Annotated in this window: 20 protein-coding genes; 11 read left to right on the forward strand and 9 right to left on the reverse strand. The window is 48.2% G+C overall.

The annotated features are described in order from the left end of the window. The first annotated feature begins 20 nt into the window (after positions 1-20). Genes rsfS through OS145_RS13150 form a run of 11 tightly spaced genes read left to right on the forward strand, consistent with a single transcriptional unit; the run spans position 21 to position 9,208 of the window. Complete coding sequence (rsfS, locus tag OS145_RS05245) at positions 21-341, forward strand: ribosome silencing factor (RefSeq protein WP_006955180.1); 321 nt, start codon at positions 21-23, stop codon at positions 339-341. Beyond that, complete coding sequence (rlmH, locus tag OS145_RS05250; protein WP_006955181.1) at positions 342-812, forward strand: 23S rRNA (pseudouridine(1915)-N(3))-methyltransferase RlmH; 471 nt, start codon at positions 342-344, stop codon at positions 810-812. A 23-nt stretch (positions 813-835) separates the two neighbouring features. Then, positions 836-2,728 carry a penicillin-binding protein 2 gene (mrdA, locus tag OS145_RS05255; RefSeq protein ID WP_006955182.1) on the forward strand — a complete coding sequence of 631 codons (1,893 nt, stop codon included), beginning with the start codon at positions 836-838 and terminating at the stop codon, positions 2,726-2,728. After that, positions 2,700-3,839 carry a rod shape-determining protein RodA gene (gene rodA, locus OS145_RS05260; RefSeq protein ID WP_207328210.1) on the forward strand — a complete coding sequence of 380 codons (1,140 nt, stop codon included), beginning with the start codon at positions 2,700-2,702 and terminating at the stop codon, positions 3,837-3,839. Before mrdA ends, rodA begins: the two co-directional genes overlap by 29 nt. A gap of 21 nt (positions 3,840-3,860) precedes the next feature. Then, the gene (mltB, locus tag OS145_RS05265) at positions 3,861-4,868 is read left to right on the forward strand and encodes a lytic murein transglycosylase B (protein WP_006955184.1); all 1,008 of its coding nucleotides are present in this window, start codon (positions 3,861-3,863) and stop codon (positions 4,866-4,868) included. Further along, positions 4,858-5,667, forward strand: a complete 810-nt coding sequence (locus tag OS145_RS05270; RefSeq protein WP_006955185.1) for a septal ring lytic transglycosylase RlpA family protein — start codon at positions 4,858-4,860, stop codon at positions 5,665-5,667. Before mltB ends, OS145_RS05270 begins: the two co-directional genes overlap by 11 nt. A gap of 38 nt (positions 5,668-5,705) precedes the next feature. Beyond that, positions 5,706-6,872, forward strand: a complete 1,167-nt coding sequence (locus OS145_RS05275) for a D-alanyl-D-alanine carboxypeptidase family protein (protein ID WP_006955186.1) — start codon at positions 5,706-5,708, stop codon at positions 6,870-6,872. A 9-nt stretch (positions 6,873-6,881) separates the two neighbouring features. Continuing rightward, positions 6,882-7,148, forward strand: a complete 267-nt coding sequence (gene ybeD, locus OS145_RS05280; protein WP_006955187.1) for a DUF493 family protein YbeD — start codon at positions 6,882-6,884, stop codon at positions 7,146-7,148. A 56-nt stretch (positions 7,149-7,204) separates the two neighbouring features. Beyond that, a complete protein-coding gene (gene lipB, locus OS145_RS05285) occupies positions 7,205-7,870 on the forward strand; it encodes a lipoyl(octanoyl) transferase LipB (RefSeq protein WP_040487720.1) in 666 nt (221 codons plus the stop codon). After that, a complete protein-coding gene (lipA, locus tag OS145_RS05290) occupies positions 7,854-8,819 on the forward strand; it encodes a lipoyl synthase (RefSeq protein WP_006955189.1) in 966 nt (321 codons plus the stop codon). Before lipB ends, lipA begins: the two co-directional genes overlap by 17 nt. Further along, positions 8,816-9,208 (forward strand): MAPEG family protein, encoded by a 393-nt coding sequence (locus tag OS145_RS13150; RefSeq protein WP_083773237.1) that lies wholly within the window; start codon positions 8,816-8,818, stop codon positions 9,206-9,208. Before lipA ends, OS145_RS13150 begins: the two co-directional genes overlap by 4 nt. Here OS145_RS13150 and OS145_RS05295 read toward each other — a convergent pair. The 9 genes from OS145_RS05295 to rimP all read right to left on the reverse strand — a co-directional run bounded on the left by OS145_RS05295 (position 9,140) and on the right by rimP (position 20,071). Further along, positions 9,140-10,282: an SEL1-like repeat protein gene (locus tag OS145_RS05295; RefSeq protein WP_131382146.1), complete on the reverse strand. Its 1,143-nt coding sequence runs from the start codon at positions 10,280-10,282 to the stop codon at positions 9,140-9,142. The genes OS145_RS13150 and OS145_RS05295 overlap by 69 nt on opposite strands. 35 nt (positions 10,283-10,317) lie before the next feature. After that, positions 10,318-11,199: a protease adaptor lipoprotein NlpI gene (gene nlpI / locus OS145_RS05300; protein ID WP_006955192.1), complete on the reverse strand. Its 882-nt coding sequence runs from the start codon at positions 11,197-11,199 to the stop codon at positions 10,318-10,320. Between the two features lie 90 nt (positions 11,200-11,289). Continuing rightward, on the reverse strand, positions 11,290-13,431 hold the full coding sequence (gene pnp, locus OS145_RS05305; protein ID WP_006955193.1) for a polyribonucleotide nucleotidyltransferase: 2,142 nt from the start codon (positions 13,429-13,431) through the stop codon (positions 11,290-11,292). A 170-nt stretch (positions 13,432-13,601) separates the two neighbouring features. Beyond that, entirely contained in the window at positions 13,602-13,871 is a 270-nt protein-coding gene (rpsO, locus tag OS145_RS05310) for a 30S ribosomal protein S15 (RefSeq protein WP_006955194.1), read from the reverse strand. A 95-nt stretch (positions 13,872-13,966) separates the two neighbouring features. Then, the gene (gene truB / locus OS145_RS05315; protein ID WP_006955195.1) at positions 13,967-14,926 is read right to left on the reverse strand and encodes a tRNA pseudouridine(55) synthase TruB; all 960 of its coding nucleotides are present in this window, start codon (positions 14,924-14,926) and stop codon (positions 13,967-13,969) included. Then, positions 14,927-15,304, reverse strand: coding sequence for a 30S ribosome-binding factor RbfA (gene rbfA / locus OS145_RS05320; protein WP_006955196.1), 378 nt, complete (start codon positions 15,302-15,304; stop codon positions 14,927-14,929). It abuts the gene before it with no gap. Between the two features lie 71 nt (positions 15,305-15,375). Next, the gene (gene infB / locus OS145_RS05325) at positions 15,376-18,066 is read right to left on the reverse strand and encodes a translation initiation factor IF-2 (RefSeq protein ID WP_006955197.1); all 2,691 of its coding nucleotides are present in this window, start codon (positions 18,064-18,066) and stop codon (positions 15,376-15,378) included. Positions 18,067-18,093: 27 nt separating this feature from the next. After that, the gene (gene nusA, locus OS145_RS05330) at positions 18,094-19,587 is read right to left on the reverse strand and encodes a transcription termination factor NusA (RefSeq protein WP_006955198.1); all 1,494 of its coding nucleotides are present in this window, start codon (positions 19,585-19,587) and stop codon (positions 18,094-18,096) included. 25 nt (positions 19,588-19,612) lie between these two features. Then, positions 19,613-20,071: a ribosome maturation factor RimP gene (gene rimP / locus OS145_RS05335; protein WP_040487805.1), complete on the reverse strand. Its 459-nt coding sequence runs from the start codon at positions 20,069-20,071 to the stop codon at positions 19,613-19,615. Between the last annotated feature and the right edge of the window lie 47 nt (positions 20,072-20,118).

Here is a 20,118-nt window from a genome sequence, read left to right on the forward strand (position 1 = left end):
GTCGATGGGAGTAATAAAACTTGCAAGTTGAACAACTGCGCGAATTTGTCATTGATAAAGTCGATGATTTAAAAGGACGTGACATTCAGGTCCTTGATGTGCATGGTAAAACGGACGTTGCTGATTACATGGTTATTTGTTCTGGCAACTCTAAAACACATGTTAAAAGTATTGCTGAATATGTTGCGACCCAAGCTAAACACGCAGGTATCCCTCCATTAGGTATCGAAGGTGGTGAGCAAAGCGAGTGGGTACTGGTTGACTTAGGTGACGTGGTGCTACACGTGATGCAAGAGTCTATACGCGACTTTTACCAACTTGAGAAGCTCTGGAGCCAATAAGTGCACATTCAGATGCTCGCTGTTGGTAATAAAATGCCAACCTGGGTTAGCAGCGGCTTTGAAGAATATCAAAAACGATTTCCCCGTGACATGAGCTTGGATCTTGTCGAGATCACGCCTCAAAAGCGGGGAAAGAAGGCTGAGCTAGGTAAAATCAAAAGCCAAGAAGGTGAAGCCTTGCTAGCAGCGGTACCCAAAGGTCATCGTATCGTGACACTTGAGGTTCATGGCCGACCTTGGACCACACCACAATTAGCTCAGCAAATGGCGGGCTGGCAAATGGATGGTCGCAATGTGTCATTACTGATTGGTGGACCTGAGGGATTGTCAGATGCGTGCTTAGCAGCCGCCGAACAACGCTGGTCACTGTCACCGCTCACATTGCCTCACCCTATTGTACGCGTGATTGTCGCTGAAAGTTTGTACCGTGCATGGAGTCTTAATAATAATCACCCGTACCATCGGGAATAACGATATAAAGGTAATGAAGCTAAATGCGCACTCGTACGCCGATCAGAGACCATGATGCTGAATCCAGCCTGTTTGCTGGACGAGTGATTTTTGCGATTGTTGTTATTATCGGCTTATTCGCGGTTATTCTTGGTAACCTTTATCACTTACAAGTCGATGAATATAACGACTTGCAAACCCGTTCAAATGATAATCGTATCAAGCTCGTTCCAATCGCGCCGAATCGAGGCTTGATTTACGACCGTAATGGCACATTACTGGCTGAGAATTTACCCGTTTATAGCTTAGAAGTCATTCCTGAGGAAGTTACCGACCTCGAACAACAAGTTGCGCGTATTGCTAACTTACTGGAAATCCCACCTGAAGCGATTGAAGACTTTGAGCAGAATGTGAAAACTCAGCGTCGTTTCAATCATGTCACCGTACTCGATGATATGAACGAGCAACAAATTGCTCGCTTTGCTGCCAAACAACATAAGTTTCCCGGTTTTTCAATCGAAGCACGATTGGTACGCCACTACCCATTCGACGATCTGTTGACTCACGTCGTAGGTTATGTCGCTAAAATTAACCGTCGTGATGTGCAGCGCTTAGATGAGGAAGAACGTCTACCCAACTATGCGGCGAGTCGAACCATCGGTAAATTGGGTATCGAAAAATACTATGAAGAACAACTTCATGGTGAGGTGGGGTATCGTAGCGTTGAAGTGAACAATCGTGGACGTGTAGTGCGTACGCTGAACACTGAGCCGCCCACACCGGGCTCAGATATTGTGCTCGAGCTGGATATCGAACTACAACGTAAAGCAACTGAAATACTGGGAGAAAATCGCGGTTCGATCATTCTGATGGACGCGCAAACGGGGGGCATTCTCGCGATGGCGAGCACCCCTAGTTACAATCCCAATTGGTTTGTTAGCGGCATCTCAGTCGATCGCTATCGTTCATTACTGAATTCCCGACACAGTCCTTTGCTGAATCGTGCAACCCAGGGCGGCTATCCGCCCGCCTCTACTATTAAACCTCAACTCGGATTACTAGGCTTACAATCAGGTGAGATTACACCGACGACTCGCATTTGGGACCCCGGTTGGTTCGAAATTAAAGGGGTCGACCGGCGCTACCGCGACTGGCTTGCTTGGGGTCATGGTTGGGTCAACGTCAGTAAAGCTATCCGAGAGAGCTGCGATACATTTTATTATGATTTGGCTCTCAAACTCGGTGTCGATCAAATTTCTGACTTCATGCATCAGTTTGGCTTTGGCGAAAAAACCGGCATCGATATTGCTGAAGAAATTCCTGCGATTATGCCCAATAGCGGCTGGAAACGCGCCCGTTACGGTCAGCCATGGTATGCAGGCGAAACGCTATCGGTGGGTATTGGACAAAGTTATTGGACCGCTACACCAATGCAACTTGCGGCTGCAACGGGTGTGATGGCAAATAATGGTGAGTTCGTTATTCCGAGGTTGCTGCGAGGTTATGGAACGTTAGACGATATGCAAGTGGTAGAACCGAAATACAATCAGCCCGTACAAGTCGATAAACAAAGCTACTGGCAAGTGGTGCACGACGCCATGGTCGAAGTCACTTCCAGCATTCACGGAACCGCTCATTCAGCGTTTCGTCATGCGCCGTACACATCCGCAGGTAAAACCGGGACGGCACAAGTTGTTAACTTGGGTGAAGACGAGGAATATGTTGCAGAAGAGGTCGCCGAAAAATATCGCGATAATGCAATGTATATAGGCTACGCACCGGCTGAATCACCTGAAGTTGTCATCGCTGTTGCAATTGAAAACGTGGTTGGGGGTGGCGGTAGCATTGCCGCTCCAGCCGCTCGTCGACTATTAGATACATGGCATAAGCGCTATCACCCTGAGCAATATGAGGAGGTCGAAAGTGCTAACGACTGAAGAACGTCAGCGTCACCCGTTGCTCAAAAAGTTACACTTGGATGGCCCTTTACTACTCGGCTTACTGAGCCTCTGCATCGCCAGTCTGTTTATCGTCTACTCGGCAAGTGGGCAAAACATGGATATGGTCGTACGACAGGCTATTCGTATTGGTGCTGCGTTGGCCACCCTTTTCGTCGTCGCGCAACTGCCACCACGATTCTACGAACGTATCTCACCGTTAATTTATGGATTAGGCGTATTGTTGCTCATCGCCGTATTATTGGTTGGCGAAGTCGGCAAAGGCGCCCAACGTTGGCTCGATCTCGGTCCTGTGACGATTCAACCCTCAGAAATTATGAAGTTAGCGATGCCGCTGATGATTGCGTGGTTCATCAATCAACGCGCCCTGCCACCGCGCTTGTTAAGAATAGCCGCAGCGCTCGCATTGGTGTTGTTACCGACCCTTCTGATTGCTAAGCAGCCTGATTTAGGTACCTCGTTGTTAGTCGCAAGCGCCGGACTTTTCGTTATCTTCTTTGCCGGTTTGAGTTGGCGTTTAATTGTATTTGCCGTCATGCTCATACTAGCCTTCCTACCCGTTTTGTGGATCTACTTAATGCATGACTATCAGCGTCAGCGGGTACTCACTTTTCTAAATCCAGAGCTCGACCCCTTGGGTTCCGGATATCATATTATCCAATCCAAAATAGCCATTGGCTCCGGTGGCATTGATGGCAAAGGCTGGCTCCATGGCACTCAATCTCAACTTGAGTTTTTACCCGAGCGTCACACCGATTTCATCTTTTCCGTCATTAGTGAGGAATTCGGGCTCATCGGCGTCACCTTATTGCTGGCACTCTATACCTTTGTCATTATTCGTGGGTTAATCATCGCGTTAAGAACACAAGATATGTTCGCTAAACTCCTCGCAGCATCGCTGACTCTGACATTTTTTGTGTATGTTTTTGTAAATATTGGTATGGTTTCTGGATTACTTCCCGTTGTCGGGGTACCGTTGCCGCTAATCAGTTATGGTGGCACATCCATGGTAACCTTGATGGCTGGTTTTGGGATTATTATGTCAGCGGCAACCCATCATAGGCTTGTAATCCGCGATGGCTATCAATAGTAACGATTATGTAGGTGCAGTATGATTAAATCAGCGATAATAACCTCCTCCATCATGTTGGCCGCGCTTAGCGGACCATTCGCTAGCGCGCAAACGCAACGCACCGAAACTGAAGCACAACAACGAATCGATGCCTTTGTGAGCGAACAAAGTGAGGCACTAGGAATCGCGCCGGAAAAGCTACAGCAGTGGTTAGCTAAGGCGCGACGTAACGAGGATGTGCTCGCTGCCATCCAAAAGCCGTGGGAGGCTAAACCTTGGTATCAATACTACCCTATTTTCCTGACCGATAAGCGCCGTGCCGCGGGTGTCCGGTTCTGGCAAGCTCATCAGGATGAGCTAGAGCGTGCAGCACAGAAGTTTGGTGTACCCGAGCGCATTATTGTTGCCATTATCGGTATCGAGACTTTCTATGGTGAGTACTTAGGGAAATATTCCGTTTTAGATACCTTATATACCCTTGGCTTTTATTATCCGCCACGGAGTTCATTCTTTTCATCGGAACTCGCCGAATACTTTAGTTTAGCCGCCGAGCAAGGTTGGGATGTTACAGAGCCGGTGGGATCTTATGCCGGTGCCATGGGGTATGGTCAATTTATCTCATCCAGCTACCGACACTATGCTGTCGACTTCGATAATGACGGTAAGCGCGATTTAATTAACAACACCACCGATGCGATTGGCAGCGTGGCAAACTATTTTGCGGAACACCGCTGGCAAGCCGGCGCACCGGTCGCCTACCAACCTGAGCAAAATCAAGATTGGGCAGCGGTTGCCTCAAAAGGTATGAAACCTGATACCACGATTGGTCAGTTGCGCCGTCAAGGCTATCAAATCGACAGCCAATACGCTGATGACCTTGCCGTTAAAGTGCTGGCTTTTGAAACCGAAACAGGTCATGAATACTGGTTAGGCTTTGACAATTTTTACAGCATTACGCGCTACAACCACAGCCCACTATACGCTATGGTCGCTTATCAATTGAGCGAACAAATTGCCTCTGCTTATGAACATCAAAATGACTCATAAAATGGTGCGTTTAGGCGCTTCGCTGGTCAGTTGTGTAGTGCTATTGCACGGCTGCAGCTCGCAGCCCTCAGGTCGTTACCAACAAGCGCACGATAGTGCACCAACACGCATCCCTACCGCTACGGAATTGCAAAGTGCGACACCGGTACAGGAGCCTTTAAGTCGACAAGGTAACCAAGATTATCAAGTCAATGGCGTGTTTTACGATGTAATGGAAAGAGCTGAGGGTTATTCAGAGACAGGTATCGCTTCGTGGTATGGCAATAAGTTTCATGGTCACCTCACATCTAATGGCGAATACTATGATATGTACAGTATGACCGCCGCCCATACCCGGTTACCACTGCCAACCTACGTAAGAGTGACAAACTTGAATAACCAACGACAGGTGATCGTAAGAGTCAACGATCGTGGCCCATTTCACTCCGATCGACTCATCGATTTATCATTTGCGGCTGCCTATAAACTGGACATCGTAGGTCACGGCACAGCACCGGTTAAAGTTGAAGCCATTGAGTTTTTATCGCCCGCCGTTGAACATCGCTATTATGTCCAACTATTCGCCAGCGAAGATGCGCAAAAAATATCGACCTTACGCGACCAGTTACCAAAAAATTGGCAAGCACATGCAACTACTCAGTCAAACGAGAGTCTACATAAGCTACTTTTAGGACCTTTGCCACAAGTTGAAGCCAATAAATGGTTACAGCAAGTTAGGGCGAAGGGTTTTCCTAACGCATTTAGAGTTAAAATTACCGCGAATAGTGCGGAAGCAACTGACTCGAACAATCAAAATTGATATAATCCACACACATAAAAGATGTTAAAGCGATAACCATGAAGATAGTTAACAAGATGATAAAACCACTCGTCACACTCGTTGCTGTGTTTTCCTTTGGTGTTGCAAGTGCTCAGTCGCTTGTCCCGAATCCTCCTCAGGTCAACGCTAAGGCGTATATTCTGATTGACCACAAAACAGGTAAAGTACTCGCCGAAGGTAACGCAGATGAGAGCCTGCCGCCCGCGAGTCTGACCAAGATGATGACAAGCTATATTATCGGTAAAGAAATTCAAGCCGGTCGTATTAGTAATTCGGACATGGTCACTATCAGCGAAAATGCTTGGGCAAAAAATTTCCCCGAATCATCGAAGATGTTCATCGAAGTCGGTACTGAGGTCAGTGTATCGGACCTTAACCACGGTATTATCATTTCGTCTGGTAACGACGCCTGTGTCGCCATGGCAGAGTACATTGCCGGTAGCGAAGGTGCTTTCGCAGATTTAATGAATACGTACGCGCAAGAAGTCGGTATGACCAGCAGTCATTTTGCTAACAGTCATGGTTTACCCGATCCGGAACAGTATGTTTCGGCACGCGACATGAGTAAATTGGCGAGCGCACTTATCAATGAGACGCCCGAAGAGTATAAAATATACTCTCAAAAATCGTATACTTATAACAACATAAAGCAATACAACCGAAACGCGTTGTTGTGGGACCGAAGCATGAATGTGGATGGCATTAAGACGGGCCACACCAGCGAAGCTGGCTATAGTCTAGTGACGTCCGCAGTGGACGGCGATACTCGACTGATTTCAGTAGTCATCGGTACCGGTAGCGAACAAGCACGTAAAATTGAAAGCAAAAAATTACTTAACTACGGCTTCCGTTATTATGAAACGGTAACTGCGTATGAAGCCGGTGAGAGTTTCGTATCTCAACGAATTTGGGGTGGAGACAAAGACCAGGTCGAGTTAGGTATTAGCGAAGATGTTGTTATCACGCTGCCGCGTGGTCAACGCGACAAATTAAAAGCAAACTTTGAACTCAATCAAGAGTTAGAAGCACCATTGCAGAAAGGCGAACACGTCGGTACCGTTTACCTTCAACTTGAAGGTGAAGATGTCGCTTCTTTCCCACTCGTTACATTGCAAAGTGTCGAGGAAGGCGGTTTCTTTAAGCGCGCAATGGACTATATTAAACGTAAGTTCTCTGAGGAATAAGCAATCCGTATGCAAAAAACTCGTTTTGATCAGCTAGTCGACTTTCCATGTCACTTTACCTTTAAGGTGATGGGCGTAGCTACGGCCACGCTTCCTGATCAAGTCGTTGAAGTATTACAGCAGCATGCACCGGGGGACTACAGTCCCTCGGTCAAGCCGAGTAGCAAAGGCAACTACCATTCCGTTTCGGTTTCGGTTCGTGTCGAGAGTCAGGAACATATCGAAATTCTCTACCGCTCTCTAGCTGACATTGAAGATGTCCGCTATGTGCTATAACTGCTCGTAATAAAGCAACGCTAGCCGCCACAAGCGCATCTCGTTATAATAGGTCGATGATGGATAAAATTATTGTTCGTGACTTGGGTCGTCAGGCTTATGAGCCGATTTGGCGGGCCATGCAATCATTCACCGATACGCGTGACGATTCAACGCCCGATGAGCTATGGATAGTTGAGCATTCGCCAGTGTTTACCCAAGGACAGGCGGGTAAAGAAGAGCACTTACTCGCGCCGGGTGATATTCCCGTTGTTCCGGTCGATAGAGGTGGCCAAGTGACCTACCATGGTCCGGGGCAACTGGTGGTTTATTTTATGCTCAATATACGACGCCTCAGCCTCGGTGTTCGGCAGCTCGTGAACGAGATCGAGAATACCATCGTCGACGTATTAAACGATTACGGAATTGAAGCCGCACCGCGCCGCGACGCGCCGGGTGTTTATGTGGACGGAGATAAAGTCTGTTCACTCGGTTTACGCATCCGTAAAGGGTGTTCTTTTCATGGCTTGGCGTTAAACGTCAATATGGATATGGAACCCTTTAGCCGCATCAACCCGTGTGGGTTGACCGGTATAAAAATGATTCAAACGGCGGACTTAGGCGGTCCGCAGAGCTTCGAAGAAGCAGCAGAGAGGGTAACGCAACGCTTTATCGAACGTGTTGGCTACCGAAATACTCAATCGGAAACAGGACTTGCAGAAGCTTATGTCAAAGCCAGTTAGAGTGGAACCCGGCGTTAAAATGCGCGACGCCGACAAAATGGCACTTATTCCTGTTCAGATCGTTCCGACTGAACGTGACCAAATGTTACGCAAACCTTCATGGCTGAAGGTTAAGTTGCCGTCAAACACGCAACGTATTGATGAAATCAAACAAGCCATGCGTAGCCACGGCTTACATTCGGTATGTGAAGAGGCATCGTGCCCTAACCTACCCGAGTGTTTTAACCATGGTACAGCAAGCTTTATGATCCTAGGTGATATCTGTACACGTCGCTGTCCATTCTGTGATGTTGCGCACGGTCGTCCATTACCACCCGATCCTGAAGAGGCGGTAAAACTCGGTAAGACTATCCATGACATGGGCGTAAAGTACGTTGTAATTACGTCAGTTGATCGTGACGATCTGCGTGATGGTGGTGCCCAACACTTTGCCGACTGTGTCCGTGAAATTCGTAAGTACACCCCAGAAATTCAGGTCGAGATCTTGGTGCCTGACTTCCGTGGACGTATGAAAGTTGCGTTGGACATCTTGTCCGGCGAAGCGCCTGATGTATTTAACCATAACTTAGAGACGGTTCCGCGCTTATACAAAGCGGCGCGCCCCGGGGCAAACTATCAGTGGTCATTGGACTTGTTGAAGAAGTACAAGGAAGCACGTCCAGATGTGCGCACTAAATCGGGTCTCATGGTTGGCTTGGGTGAAACCAAAGAAGAGATCTTAGAGGTCATGCGTGACTTACGTGCTCATGACTGCGATATGCTGACAATTGGTCAATATCTGCAACCTAGCCGTCACCATATTCCGGTCGCTCGTTACGTACACCCTGACGAGTTTGAAGAACTCCGTGTTGCGGGCGTAGAAATGGGCTTTAGCCATATCGCCAGTGGACCTTTGGTACGTTCATCCTACCATGCTGACCTACAAGCAGCCGGTGAAACTGTACGATGAGCACACTGCTGTGGTGCTTGTTAATCGCAGGTGTCTTACCCGTATTGGCTAAGGCACCTGTGGTGTTTTTCCAAAATCGGGCGAACGGGTATGACAACCATCATCCGCGCGCCCAGCAATCTCGACTCACCGGCATTGGCGCCCGAGCTGTCGCCGCTCACTATAATGCTTACGAAGCGTTTCCGCTTTACGCAGCCGCTGTACTGGCTAATCTCGCCAGTGAACAAATCAGTCCCCACGCAACGGGGCTGGCAGTGAGCTTTATTGTGCTTCGTATTGCCTACAATATTCTTTACTTACTCAATTGGGACAAATTGCGTTCACTCGTTTGGTTTTTCGCCTTTTTGTGCCCCATTTTGATGTTGGCTCAACTCGCCATCATGCAGTAACGCCGGCTGCTGTAAAAGATTATATAAGTCAGGCCACACTCCTGACTGATGGCGTTCCATCAAAGTTTCCTGCGCTAAGGGTTTCCACGCGTAGCGTCCAGGAACTGCCGCACAGGTTTGCGCAGCATATAGACCAACTGCGTGTGCACTGCTCGAACCTAGCTGCCACTGATCCTCCCCCAACGGACGTGCTAATTTGCGCCAGTCACTTATGTGCGAAGACCAAGGTAAGCGACGCCATAACGCTTGCAGCTCAGAACTGCTCATTGTTGGCTTTTCAGTGACCACGATATTGACCGGTTGCTGAGCATAACGCCCCATACAAAAATTACGCGCATAAGGCATGCGCATCGCATATTCATCCGCAAAACCTAGCCAGTGCGCCCATTCATGTCGAATAACCTCAGGCGTTGCACTTTGTCCAAGCACCATTGTATTAGGACGAGTGTAGGAGCGACCCGCCTGAGCTAATAGTATTTTTCCGGTGTCTCCTGTCAAACCGGTCTCATCACATACTGCTTGTTGGCTATCAGTAACTGAGCAATGCTGTTTAGGTCTATGTTGCCAGGCGAAACATATCTGGCCTGCACTCGATTCATTCTGTATACCACTGATAGCTTCAAGCAAGGCCACATAACGCGCTTTACTGGCGTTAGAACGCGCGACTACGGGCACCACCCTGGTACACGAGGGTGCATTTTTAGAGGCAATAAGTGCGCTCGCTCCACCAGAAAGTTCAGACTGACCAAAGCGCGAATACCAATCTGGCCAAGATATCGTGGGATCATTTAATGCTAACTCAGCTAACTGCGCAGTAGCGTGCTCGTCGCCCTGCTCCGCAGCAATATTGAGCCAACGCTTAGAATGTTGCGGAAATTTGGACTGGAGGCGTTCAAGCGCCTTTTTCGAGCCATTTTGAGCCGCTCGTTGCCACCATATCAGTGCCGCACTGACACGTTGTTGCTGTTGATATACTTCGCCCACCTCAAACTGGGCATTGGCGTCTCCGTTAAGCGCTGCGGCCCAACGCAGTTGGGTTGATGTCGGTTGAGAATCTTTGGAGATTAGGGTCACCCCTAGGGCGACCCCTAGCAAAATACAGAGGGTTTTCATTGCAGTTGTCGGCGAGTTTGCTCCAACTCAATGTCGGCATAACGATGTTCAACAAATTCATGCACGTTAGTCGTTAATGCCAACTTGAAATAATTGGCCGCTTTAGTCCACTGCTGTTGCCGTTGACTGTATTTACCGAGATAGAAATAAGCCTCACACAGACGTTCTGCTAGGGTTTCATCACCCCGAAGCTGCACCGTGAGTTGTTGCAGAAACTCAGTTTCGCTCAGTTCTCCTAAATACAATTCAATAATTCGGTTAGCCCAGTCTTCTTCATCTATTCCCTTTTGGTTGCGTGCCAACGCATTCAACGCCTCATTGGGTGATTCGCGATACTGCGCCAGAAACAACCAAATCACGCGATAAGGATCGCTGGGGTCATTTTTAAGGTGTGCTTGGAAATCATTAACCGCAAATTTAACACGATTATCGTAATACTCTGCGATGCCTCGGTTAAGCAATGCATACGGATGGTCGGGGTCAAGCTCAAGTGCAGAATCAAGTGCCTCAAAAGCAAAGTCGAACTCGCCCAACTCAGTGTATTGTATGCCTAAATAATTGTAGGCATCTGCTAACCGTGGTTTGACTTCTATCGCCCGCATAAAGTCCATGCGCGACAACGTACGTAAGCCTAGCGCGTCATACAATGCACCACGACGATAAAAGGCAAATGCGAGTTCTTCATCAGATAACGATTCATCACTCACTAATTGACTAATACGCGCGATCTCTATTTCATAACGAAACTCAGCCTGTTCGGGCTCTGCTAACACAACATTAGGCGTGGGTGCTGCGAGTGCATCGGCTTGATTCGCGGGCGGAGTTGCACATCCTGTTAGGGTCATAGCAAGCAACGCTGCCAAAGAAAGTAATCGCATAGAATATACCCTTGAAAATTTATTCCATTAGAGCAAAAAAAGCCCCATTGAGCTAGCTCAACAGGGCTTTTACTGGGTAAAGATTAACGATTAATCTTCGCTTTTGTCTTCCGATTGCTCAGTCGATTGTTCGCTATTCGCTTCAGCTGGCTTTTCAGCCGCTTCTTTCATGCTTAAACGAACACGACCTTGACGGTCAATTTCAAGCACTTTAACAGGTACCGTGTCGCCTACTTTGAGGTAGTCATTGACATCGTTCACACGCTCTTCAGCGATCTGTGAAATGTGTACCAACCCGTCTTTACCCGGTAATACTGTAACGAACGCACCAAAGTCAACGATACGTGCTACTTTACCTTGATAAATTTTGCCTACTTCAATTTCAGCAGTTAGCTCTTTAATACGCTTGATGGCTGCATCGGCATCATTTTGATCGCTGGCAGCAATCTTAATCGTACCGTCATCGCCAATTTCAATGTTGGTATTCGTTGACTCAGTCAACTCACGGATAACAGCGCCACCTTTACCAATCACGTCTTTGATCTTATCTTGATCAATCTTAATGGTCGTGAAACGTGGTGCATACGTAGAGAGCTCATCGCGGTGTTCGCCGATTGCTTCGTCCATCACAGACAAGATGTGCAAACGGGCCGCTTTAGCTTGGCCTAGCGCACTTTCCATGATGTCGCGGGTGATACCATCGATCTTAATATCCATCTGCAGCGCAGTGATACCTTCGTTGTTACCCGCTACTTTAAAGTCCATATCACCTAAGTGATCTTCATCACCTAAAATGTCAGACAAGACGACGTGCTTATCGCCCTCTTTAACAAGTCCCATAGCGATACCCGCTACTGAAGACTTAATTGGAACGCCTGCATCCATCAATGCTAACGAAGAACCACACACTGATGCCATTGAACTAGAACCATTTGATTCTGTGATTTCAGACACCACACGAACGGTATATGGGAACTCTTCGTGGCTCGGCATAACCGCCTGGATACCACGCTTAGCAAGACGACCATGACCAATCTCACGGCGCTTAGGTGCACCGACCATACCGGTTTCACCCACACAGTATGGAGGGAAGTTATAGTGCAACAAGAAGCGGCTGGTCGAAGTACCGGTCAGTTCGTCAATCATCTGCGCATCGCGGTCAGTACCCAACGTCGCTGTAACTAACGCCTGAGTTTCTCCACGCGTAAACAAAGCTGAACCGTGGGTACGTGGCAACACGCCCGTTGCTACACTGATAGCACGCACCATGTCTGGGTCACGACCGTCAATACGCTTTTCGCCCGCTAAGATGCGGCTACGCACGATATCTTTTTCGACGTCGTGGAAGATTTTGCCCGCTTCATCGGTATCGGCTTCTTCATTTTCAGCAACGAGTTGCTCAATCATCGCTTGCTTAACTTCAGCGATCTTGCCGTAGCGCTCAGCTTTGTCAGTAATGCGATAGGCTTCGCCGATGCCGGCTTCGGCGAGTGACTTCACTTTCTCAACCAAAGTGGCGTCTTTTTGTGGCGCCTGCCAATCCCATTTTTCTTTGCCTGCTTCTTGAGCAAACTCATTGATCGCATCGATAACGACTTGCATCGACTCATGACCAAACATCACTGCACCCAACATGGTGTCTTCTGATAAAAGGTTGGCTTCTGATTCGACCATCAAGACCGCTTGCTGAGTACCAGCAACCACTAAGTCTAACTTAGATTCGGTAAGTTCATCTTGCGTTGGGTTAAGTACGTATTCATCGTTGATAACACCCACGCGAGCCGCACCGATTGGACCATTAAATGGCACACCAGAAATAGCCAGCGCCGCCGAGGTACCAATCATTGCAACGAGATCTGGGCTTACTTGTGGGTTGACCGACACAACAGTCGCAACCACTTGTACTTCGTTCATGAACCCTTCAGGGAATAATGGACGAATGGGGCGATCGATAAGACGTGATGTCAACGTTTCGTTTTCGCTAGGACGACCTTCACGCTTGAAAAAACCGCCTGGGATTTTACCCGCTGCGTAGGTTTTTTCTTGATAGTTGACCGTTAATGGAAAAAAGTCTTGTCCTTCCCGCGCTTCTTTCTTGGCAACTACGCTGACGAGTACGGTTGTATCATCCATGCTAGCCATCACAGCTGCAGTTGCTTGACGCGCTACAACGCCAGTTTCCAATGTAACTGTGTGTTGACCATACTGAAATTGTTTAGTTATTGGATTCACGTTTTGCTTTCCTTTACCTAACTGAATGTGAACACCCGGATTGGTGTTCGTTTTCTATCTATTTTCAATCGTCACATAGTATAAGGCATAGATGACAGAATTAAGACCCCTTATCAAAAAATAAGCATAAAAAAAGGGTCCCGAGGGACCCTTTTTTCGAAATTTTTGACTTAGCGACGGATGCCAAGCTTTTCTACAACCGCTACGTAACGGCTTTGGTCTTTCTTTTTGAGGTAATCTAGCAATTTACGACGCTGACTTACCATGCGCAACAAACCACGACGTGAGTGGTGATCTTTCTTGTGCGCTTTAAAGTGACCTTGCAATTCCGCCAAGTTTTTAGTCAACAAAGCGATTTGCACTTCAGGAGAACCTGTGTCGTTCTCGCCCTGACCAAATTCTTTTACGATTTCTGCTTTTTGCTCAACAGTTAGTGACATAATAACTCCTTAAGTTTTAAATGACCCGCTTCCGATCACTAATTCAGCAGCGGAAAGAGCGCGTATTATAAGGCGCTCAGTAAATATTTCAATGACTATTTCAAATCCGATAAATTGAAACCGCAATAATCCAACGCAAGTACTCGTTTTGGCCACAACTTACCGTCTTTACGCAAAACGACAACGCCAATAAACACACTATGACCTGCCGTGCTCTTGGCACATAATCGGCATTCGTCCCCCACCGCCTGTGTATCAAGGGTACGATTAAAGACCGGCTGACCGTGCATGACGTCGCGCGCCTCCGCCTGGCTGATAGTTTGCGTTGGCAATCCATTCAATAACGTATCGACAGGTTCGAGGCACGCTAAGCGCTGTTCATCATCGCACTGTTCCAACGCTTCGAGAGACCATTGCTGCGCATCCGTTAAATTGGCAACATGGGTGCGGCGTAACTCTCGCACATGGGCACCACAGCCGAGCGCTTGACCCATATCATCTACTAAAGTCCGGATATAAGTTCCCTTGGAACATGCGACTTGCAAGGTGACAAAATCACCATCACGGTGAAGAAGTTCAATCGCGCGAACACTGATAGTCCTTGTCTTGCGCGGTACATCAATGCCTCGACGCGCATAATAATAAAGCGGTTTGCCCTCGTACTTTAATGCCGAATAGATTGAAGGCGTTTGCGCTTGTTCACCGGTGAACTGAGCAATGATGTCGTTCAGCTGCGTATCCGAGACATCCACTGGATTTTGCTCAACGACCTCACCTTCGGCATCACTCGTAGTCGTGCGCACGCCCAATTGTGCTTCCACGCGATAGGCTTTATCCGCATCCAACAAATACTGGGAAAACTTGGTCGCTTCGCCTAGACACACGGGCAATAGCCCAGTAGCCAGCGGATCAAGGGCGCCCGTATGCCCTACTTTTTGCGCCTCATATAACCGTTTAACCACTTGAATGGCACGGTTAGATGTCATTTCCTTGGGTTTATCGAGTAACAGTACGCCGTTTATTGGCCGACCCTTACGCGGACGTGCCTGACCCATTTATTCACCCTCAGATTCGTTCTTATCCCGCTTACGCGCTTCGTCTACCAACCGACTCATACGAATACCTTCGTTAAGCGAGCCATCGTGCTGAAACTTAAGCTCTGGAACTACGCGCGCTTTGATACGTTTACCAAGCAACGAGCGAATAAAACCGGATGCCTGATTGAGTACCTTAAGGCCCGCCTTAACCTGGTCATCGTCATCGTGCAAAAACGTGACAAACACTTTGGCGTATGCCAGATCTCGAGAAACTTCAACATCAGAGACCGTTACCATACTCACGCGCGGATCTTTTACCTCACGCTGCAAAATCATCGCGATTTCTCGTTGTAGCTGATGGCGTACCCGCTCTGTACGACTAAATTCTTGTGCCATAACTCTTCCAAACTGAAACCGCGGACAGGATGCCCGCGGTTTTATCATAATCGAAAGCAAACTTTCGAGGTTTACAGTGTACGTTCAACCTGTACCGTCTCAAACACCTCGATTTGGTCGCCTTCTTTGACATCGTTGTAGTTCTTAACACCGATACCGCATTCCATACCATTACGGACTTCTTGTACGTCATCTTTAAAGCGGCGTAGTGACTCTAGCTCACCTTCATAGATAACAACATTATCACGCAATACGCGGATAGGTGCTGAACGCTTAACAATGCCTTCAGTAACCATACAACCTGCAATCGCGCCCAATTTCGGTGATTTAAACACATCACGGACTTCTGCAAGACCGATGATTTGTTGTTTAAATTCTGGGCGTAACATGCCGGTCATTGCTTGCTTAACTTCATCAATCAAGTCGTAGATAACGCTGTAGTAGCGTAGATCCACATTTTCTTGCTCGACCAGCTTCTTAGCCGCTGCCTCAGCACGTACGTTGAAGCCGACAACGATTGCGTTCGATGCACTTGCCAGTGAGATATCGGTTTCGGTGATACCACCAACTCCGCTGCCGATGATATTCACTTTGACTTCATCGGTTGATAACTTCACGAGCGCATCAGAGATAGCTTCCAAAGAACCTTGTACGTCTGATTTCAATACGATATTGAGTTCAGATACGTCACCCTCTGCCATGTTGGCAAACATGTTCTCAAGTTTCGCTTTCTGCTGCTTCGCCAGCTTAACTTCACGGTACTTGCCTTGGCGGTAGTTCGCAACTTCACGCGCTTTACGCTCGTCTTTAACGACAGTCGCTTCATCACCCGCTTGTGGAACACCTGACAGACCTAAAATCTCTACCGGAATCGAAGGACCTGCTTCTTTAATATCTTTACCGGTCTCGTCACGCATCGCACGAATACGACCGTATTCAAGACCACAAAGTACGATATCGCCCTGACGCAACAAGCCACGCTGTACCAATACTGTCGCAACGGGACCGCGACCACGGTCTAAGCGTGATTCGACCACGATACCCGACGCCATACCTGTTTTTTCTGCTTTCAAGTCGAGTACTTCTGACTGTAGCAAGATACCTTCAAGAAGCTCGTCAATTCCCATACCACTGTGCGCAGACACAGGAATGAACATCACGTCACCGCCCCAATCTTCCGGGATGACATCAAGTTGTGCTAATTCATTTTTAACACGGTCTGGATCAGCTTCTTCTTTATCCATTTTGTTAATAGCGACCACGATAGGTACGCCCGCCGCTTTCGCATGCTGCACAGCCTCTTTAGTCTGTGGCATCACACCATCATCCGCAGCAACTACAAGAATAACCACGTCCGTGGCACCAGCGCCACGTGCACGCATTGAGGTAAATGCGGCGTGTCCTGGTGTATCCAAGAAGGTAATCATGCCATGGTCAGTTTCAACGTGGTATGCACCAATATGCTGGGTGATACCACCCGCCTCACCTGAGGCCACTTTCGCTTTACGGATGTGGTCAAGTAATGAGGTTTTACCGTGGTCGACGTGACCCATGACCGTTACCACTGGCGCACGAGGCTCTTCCTCTCCACCTTCAGAACGGTCTGACAAGACTTCTTCTTCAAGCGCATTGTCTTTAACGACTACCGCTTTGTGGCCAAGCTCTTCAACCACTAACGCAGCAGTTTCCTGATCAAGAATCTGGTTAATGGTGACCATTTCACCCATCTTCATCATGGTTTTAATCAGGTCACTTGCTTTAACCGCCATGCGACTTGCCAATTCACCCACAGTGATGGTCTCGCCGATTTTAACGTCGCGTTCTACCGGCTGAGCTGGCTTATTGAAGCCTTGTTGCAAGCTTGAACCACGGCGTCCACCTTTACGACGCTTTTCACGACGCGGTGTACGCTCATCCGCCTCTTCATCCTTGCGGCGACGTTTCTTGTTACGACGACGCGACTTACGCTCCTCGTCATAATCCTGTGCGTCTTCTGCTTCTTGGGCTGTCGAAGAGGTTGTAAAATGCACTTCTTCTTGCTCGGCCTTTTTACGCTCTTTCTCTTCTTCTTCCCAACGCTTGGCATTTTCTTCAGCCAAACGACGAGCTTCTTCCGCTTGCTTTTCAGCCTCTTTCTCGGCTTTCTTGCGCGCTTCTTCTTCTTGCTGCATACGTAACTTGTCTGCTTCCTGCTTAGCTTTATCGGCAGCCTCACGCTCTTCTGGCGTCATTGCCGCACGCCGCTCGGCTTCCGCTTTCTGTTTCGCTTTTTCTTTCTCTTTACGAGCCGCTTTCTCTTTTTCTTCAGCTTCGCGTGCTGCTTTCGCTTTAGCTTCAGCCTCCGCTTGTTGGCGTTTTTCTTCTTCCGCCTTGGCTTTGGCTTCTTCTTCGCGACGCTTCGCCTCTTCCGCTTCCTTCTCTGCGGCAAGACGCTCTTGCTCTTCGCGCTCTTGCTCTTCAGCAGCTGAACGTTTTACATATGTACGCTTTTTGCGCACTTCGACTTGTACTGATTTGGCATCACGACCACCACCGACACTCAGCGTACTCTTAGTTTTACGCTTAAGGGTCATTTTGCTGGGCTCTGATGAGCCACCGCCGCCATGCTGCTTATTCAAATGTGCCAATAGTTTTTGTTTCTCATCTTCTGTCACGCCATCATCAGGCGTTTTTTTAATGCCCGCTTCAGCAAACTGCTGAATCAGACGATCAACTGTTGTACCGACATCTTTGGCCAGCTTTTCGAGCGTTACTTCTTCCATAGTCTGTTGTACCTCCGCTGATCGTGGTTATTCGCTGAACCAGCAAATATTGCGGGCTTTCATGATTAAGTCGCCAGCTTGCTGTTCATCCAGCTCTTCGATTCCGGCTAAGTCATCAATGCCTTGCTCCGCGAGCTCCTCCAATGAGGTCACACCGCGACTGGCAAGAACGTACGCCAAGTGGCGGTCCATTCCTTCAAGCCCAAGTAATGATTCGTCCGGCTCTGCTGACTCAAGAGACTCTTCGTCAGCCAATGCTTTCGTTGTTAAGTAGGCACGCGCGCGACCACGTAACTCTTCAACAATATCTTCATCCATCCCTTCAATTTCAAGGAACTCAGCTACAGGAACGTAAGCCACTTCCTCAAGTGAAGAAAATCCTTCGTCCACGAGTACCGACGCAAAATCTTCATCGATATCGAGACTGGTTATAAATAAGTTTAACAAGCGATTCGTTTCTGCTTCGTTTTTCTCGTTGAAGTCATCAACGGTCATGACGTTAAGCGTCCAACCACTGAGCTGACTGGCCAACCGAACATTCTGTCCACTTTTACCGATCGCTTGCGCTAGGTTATCGGCTGCAACAGCGATATCCATGGTATGAGCATCTTCATCGACTACAATTGAAGCCACTTCCGCAGGTGCCATTGCGTTAATAACAAATTGCGCGGGGTTATCGTCCCACAGCACAATATCAACACGCTCGCCACCGAGCTCCCCTGATACTGCTTGTACACGTGCACCACGCATACCCACACATGCACCCACCGGATCAATGCGGCGGTCATTGCTTTTAACCGCAATTTTAGCACGCGAACCAGGATCGCGAGCGGCGCCTTTGAGTTCAATCATCTCTTCACCGATTTCCGGCACTTCGATACGGAACAATTCCATTAAGAACTCGGGGCGCGAACGCGTGACAAACAACTGAGCTCCACGCGCTTCTGGACGCACATCGTAAAGCAAACCACGCACTCGGTCACCCGGACGAACTGATTCGCGCGGCAACATTTCTTCACGATAAATAATCGCTTCAGCATTATTGCCTAAATCTAAGATAACATGCTCGCGATTCGCTCGTTTAACCGTGCCTGTGACTAATTCACCCACTTGGTCACGGTATTCGTCAACCACTTGGGCACGCTCAGCTTCGCGTACTTTCTGTACGATAACTTGTTTTGCCGTCTGCGTTGTAATGCGGTCAAATTGAATCGACTCAATTTGTTCCTCGACGTAATCGCCTAATTGTAGCGATGGGTCTTCATACTGCGCGGCTGACAGGCTAATTTCACGATAAGGGTGCTCAAGACCCGTATCGGTATCTTCAACCACTAACCAACGGCGGAACGTATCAAATTCGCCCGTTGCACGATCAATATCAATACGCACATCAATATCGCCGTCATACTTTTTCTTGGTCGCGTGAGCTAATGCCGACTCTAACGCTTCAAAAATTTTCTCTCGAGGGACTGCCTTTTCGTTGGAAACAGCCTCTGCTACCAACAGGATTTCTTTACTCATGATTCTGCCTCACCAACGCAAATCGTTAATCAAATGACGGTACTAAGTGGGCTTTCTTGATTTCGTGCATACCCACCGTCAAAGACTCTTGACCAACGCTGAGTTGCAGTTGGTCATTTTCAATTCCTTCCAGAACCGCTTGGAACTTCCGCTTATTTTGTTTAGCTACGGTCAATTCGAACGCGACCGTTTCGCCGATATAAGGCTGCATTTGCGCAATAGAGAAGAACGGACGCTCCATACCGGGTGACGAAACCTCCAGGTTATACTCCGTATTGATCGGATCTTCTACGTCAAGTACAGAGCTCACTTGATAACTGACGTCAGCGCAATCATCAACGCTGATACCTTCTTCCTTATCAATGTAAATACGCAACGTTGAAAACTTGCCGGCACGGACAAACTCAATGCCCCACAATTCAAAACCCAAGGCCTCAACGGCTGGGCGAAGCATGTCCGATAAACGTTCCTCTATACGTGCCAAATTGCCTCCTAAAACAAAAAAAGGGCGCGAGCGCCCAGTGTTGTGAC

The organism is Idiomarina baltica OS145 (assembly GCF_000152885.1).
In the GTDB taxonomy this organism is placed as follows: domain Bacteria; phylum Pseudomonadota; class Gammaproteobacteria; order Enterobacterales; family Alteromonadaceae; genus Idiomarina; species Idiomarina baltica.

What these genes read in the sequence shown, in the direction of transcription:
- mrdA (WP_006955182.1), top strand. Translation starts at nt 836, where the DNA reads ATGCGCACTCGTACGCCGATCAGAGACCATGATGCTGAATCCAGCCTG.
- rodA (WP_207328210.1), top strand. Translation starts at nt 2,700, where the DNA reads ATGAGGAGGTCGAAAGTGCTAACGACTGAAGAACGTCAGCGTCACCCG.
- mltB (WP_006955184.1), top strand. Translation starts at nt 3,861, where the DNA reads ATGATTAAATCAGCGATAATAACCTCCTCCATCATGTTGGCCGCGCTT.
- OS145_RS05270 (WP_006955185.1), top strand. Translation starts at nt 4,858, where the DNA reads ATGACTCATAAAATGGTGCGTTTAGGCGCTTCGCTGGTCAGTTGTGTA.
- OS145_RS05275 (WP_006955186.1), top strand. Translation starts at nt 5,706, where the DNA reads ATGAAGATAGTTAACAAGATGATAAAACCACTCGTCACACTCGTTGCT.
- ybeD (WP_006955187.1), top strand. Translation starts at nt 6,882, where the DNA reads ATGCAAAAAACTCGTTTTGATCAGCTAGTCGACTTTCCATGTCACTTT.
- lipB (WP_040487720.1), top strand. Translation starts at nt 7,205, where the DNA reads ATGATGGATAAAATTATTGTTCGTGACTTGGGTCGTCAGGCTTATGAG.
- lipA (WP_006955189.1), top strand. Translation starts at nt 7,854, where the DNA reads ATGTCAAAGCCAGTTAGAGTGGAACCCGGCGTTAAAATGCGCGACGCC.
- OS145_RS13150 (WP_083773237.1), top strand. Translation starts at nt 8,816, where the DNA reads ATGAGCACACTGCTGTGGTGCTTGTTAATCGCAGGTGTCTTACCCGTA.
- nlpI (WP_006955192.1), bottom strand. Translation starts at nt 11,199, where the DNA reads ATGCGATTACTTTCTTTGGCAGCGTTGCTTGCTATGACCCTAACAGGA.
- rpsO (WP_006955194.1), bottom strand. Translation starts at nt 13,871, where the DNA reads ATGTCACTAACTGTTGAGCAAAAAGCAGAAATCGTAAAAGAATTTGGT.
- truB (WP_006955195.1), bottom strand. Translation starts at nt 14,926, where the DNA reads ATGGGTCAGGCACGTCCGCGTAAGGGTCGGCCAATAAACGGCGTACTG.
- rbfA (WP_006955196.1), bottom strand. Translation starts at nt 15,304, where the DNA reads ATGGCACAAGAATTTAGTCGTACAGAGCGGGTACGCCATCAGCTACAA.
- infB (WP_006955197.1), bottom strand. Translation starts at nt 18,066, where the DNA reads ATGGAAGAAGTAACGCTCGAAAAGCTGGCCAAAGATGTCGGTACAACA.
- nusA (WP_006955198.1), bottom strand. Translation starts at nt 19,587, where the DNA reads ATGAGTAAAGAAATCCTGTTGGTAGCAGAGGCTGTTTCCAACGAAAAG.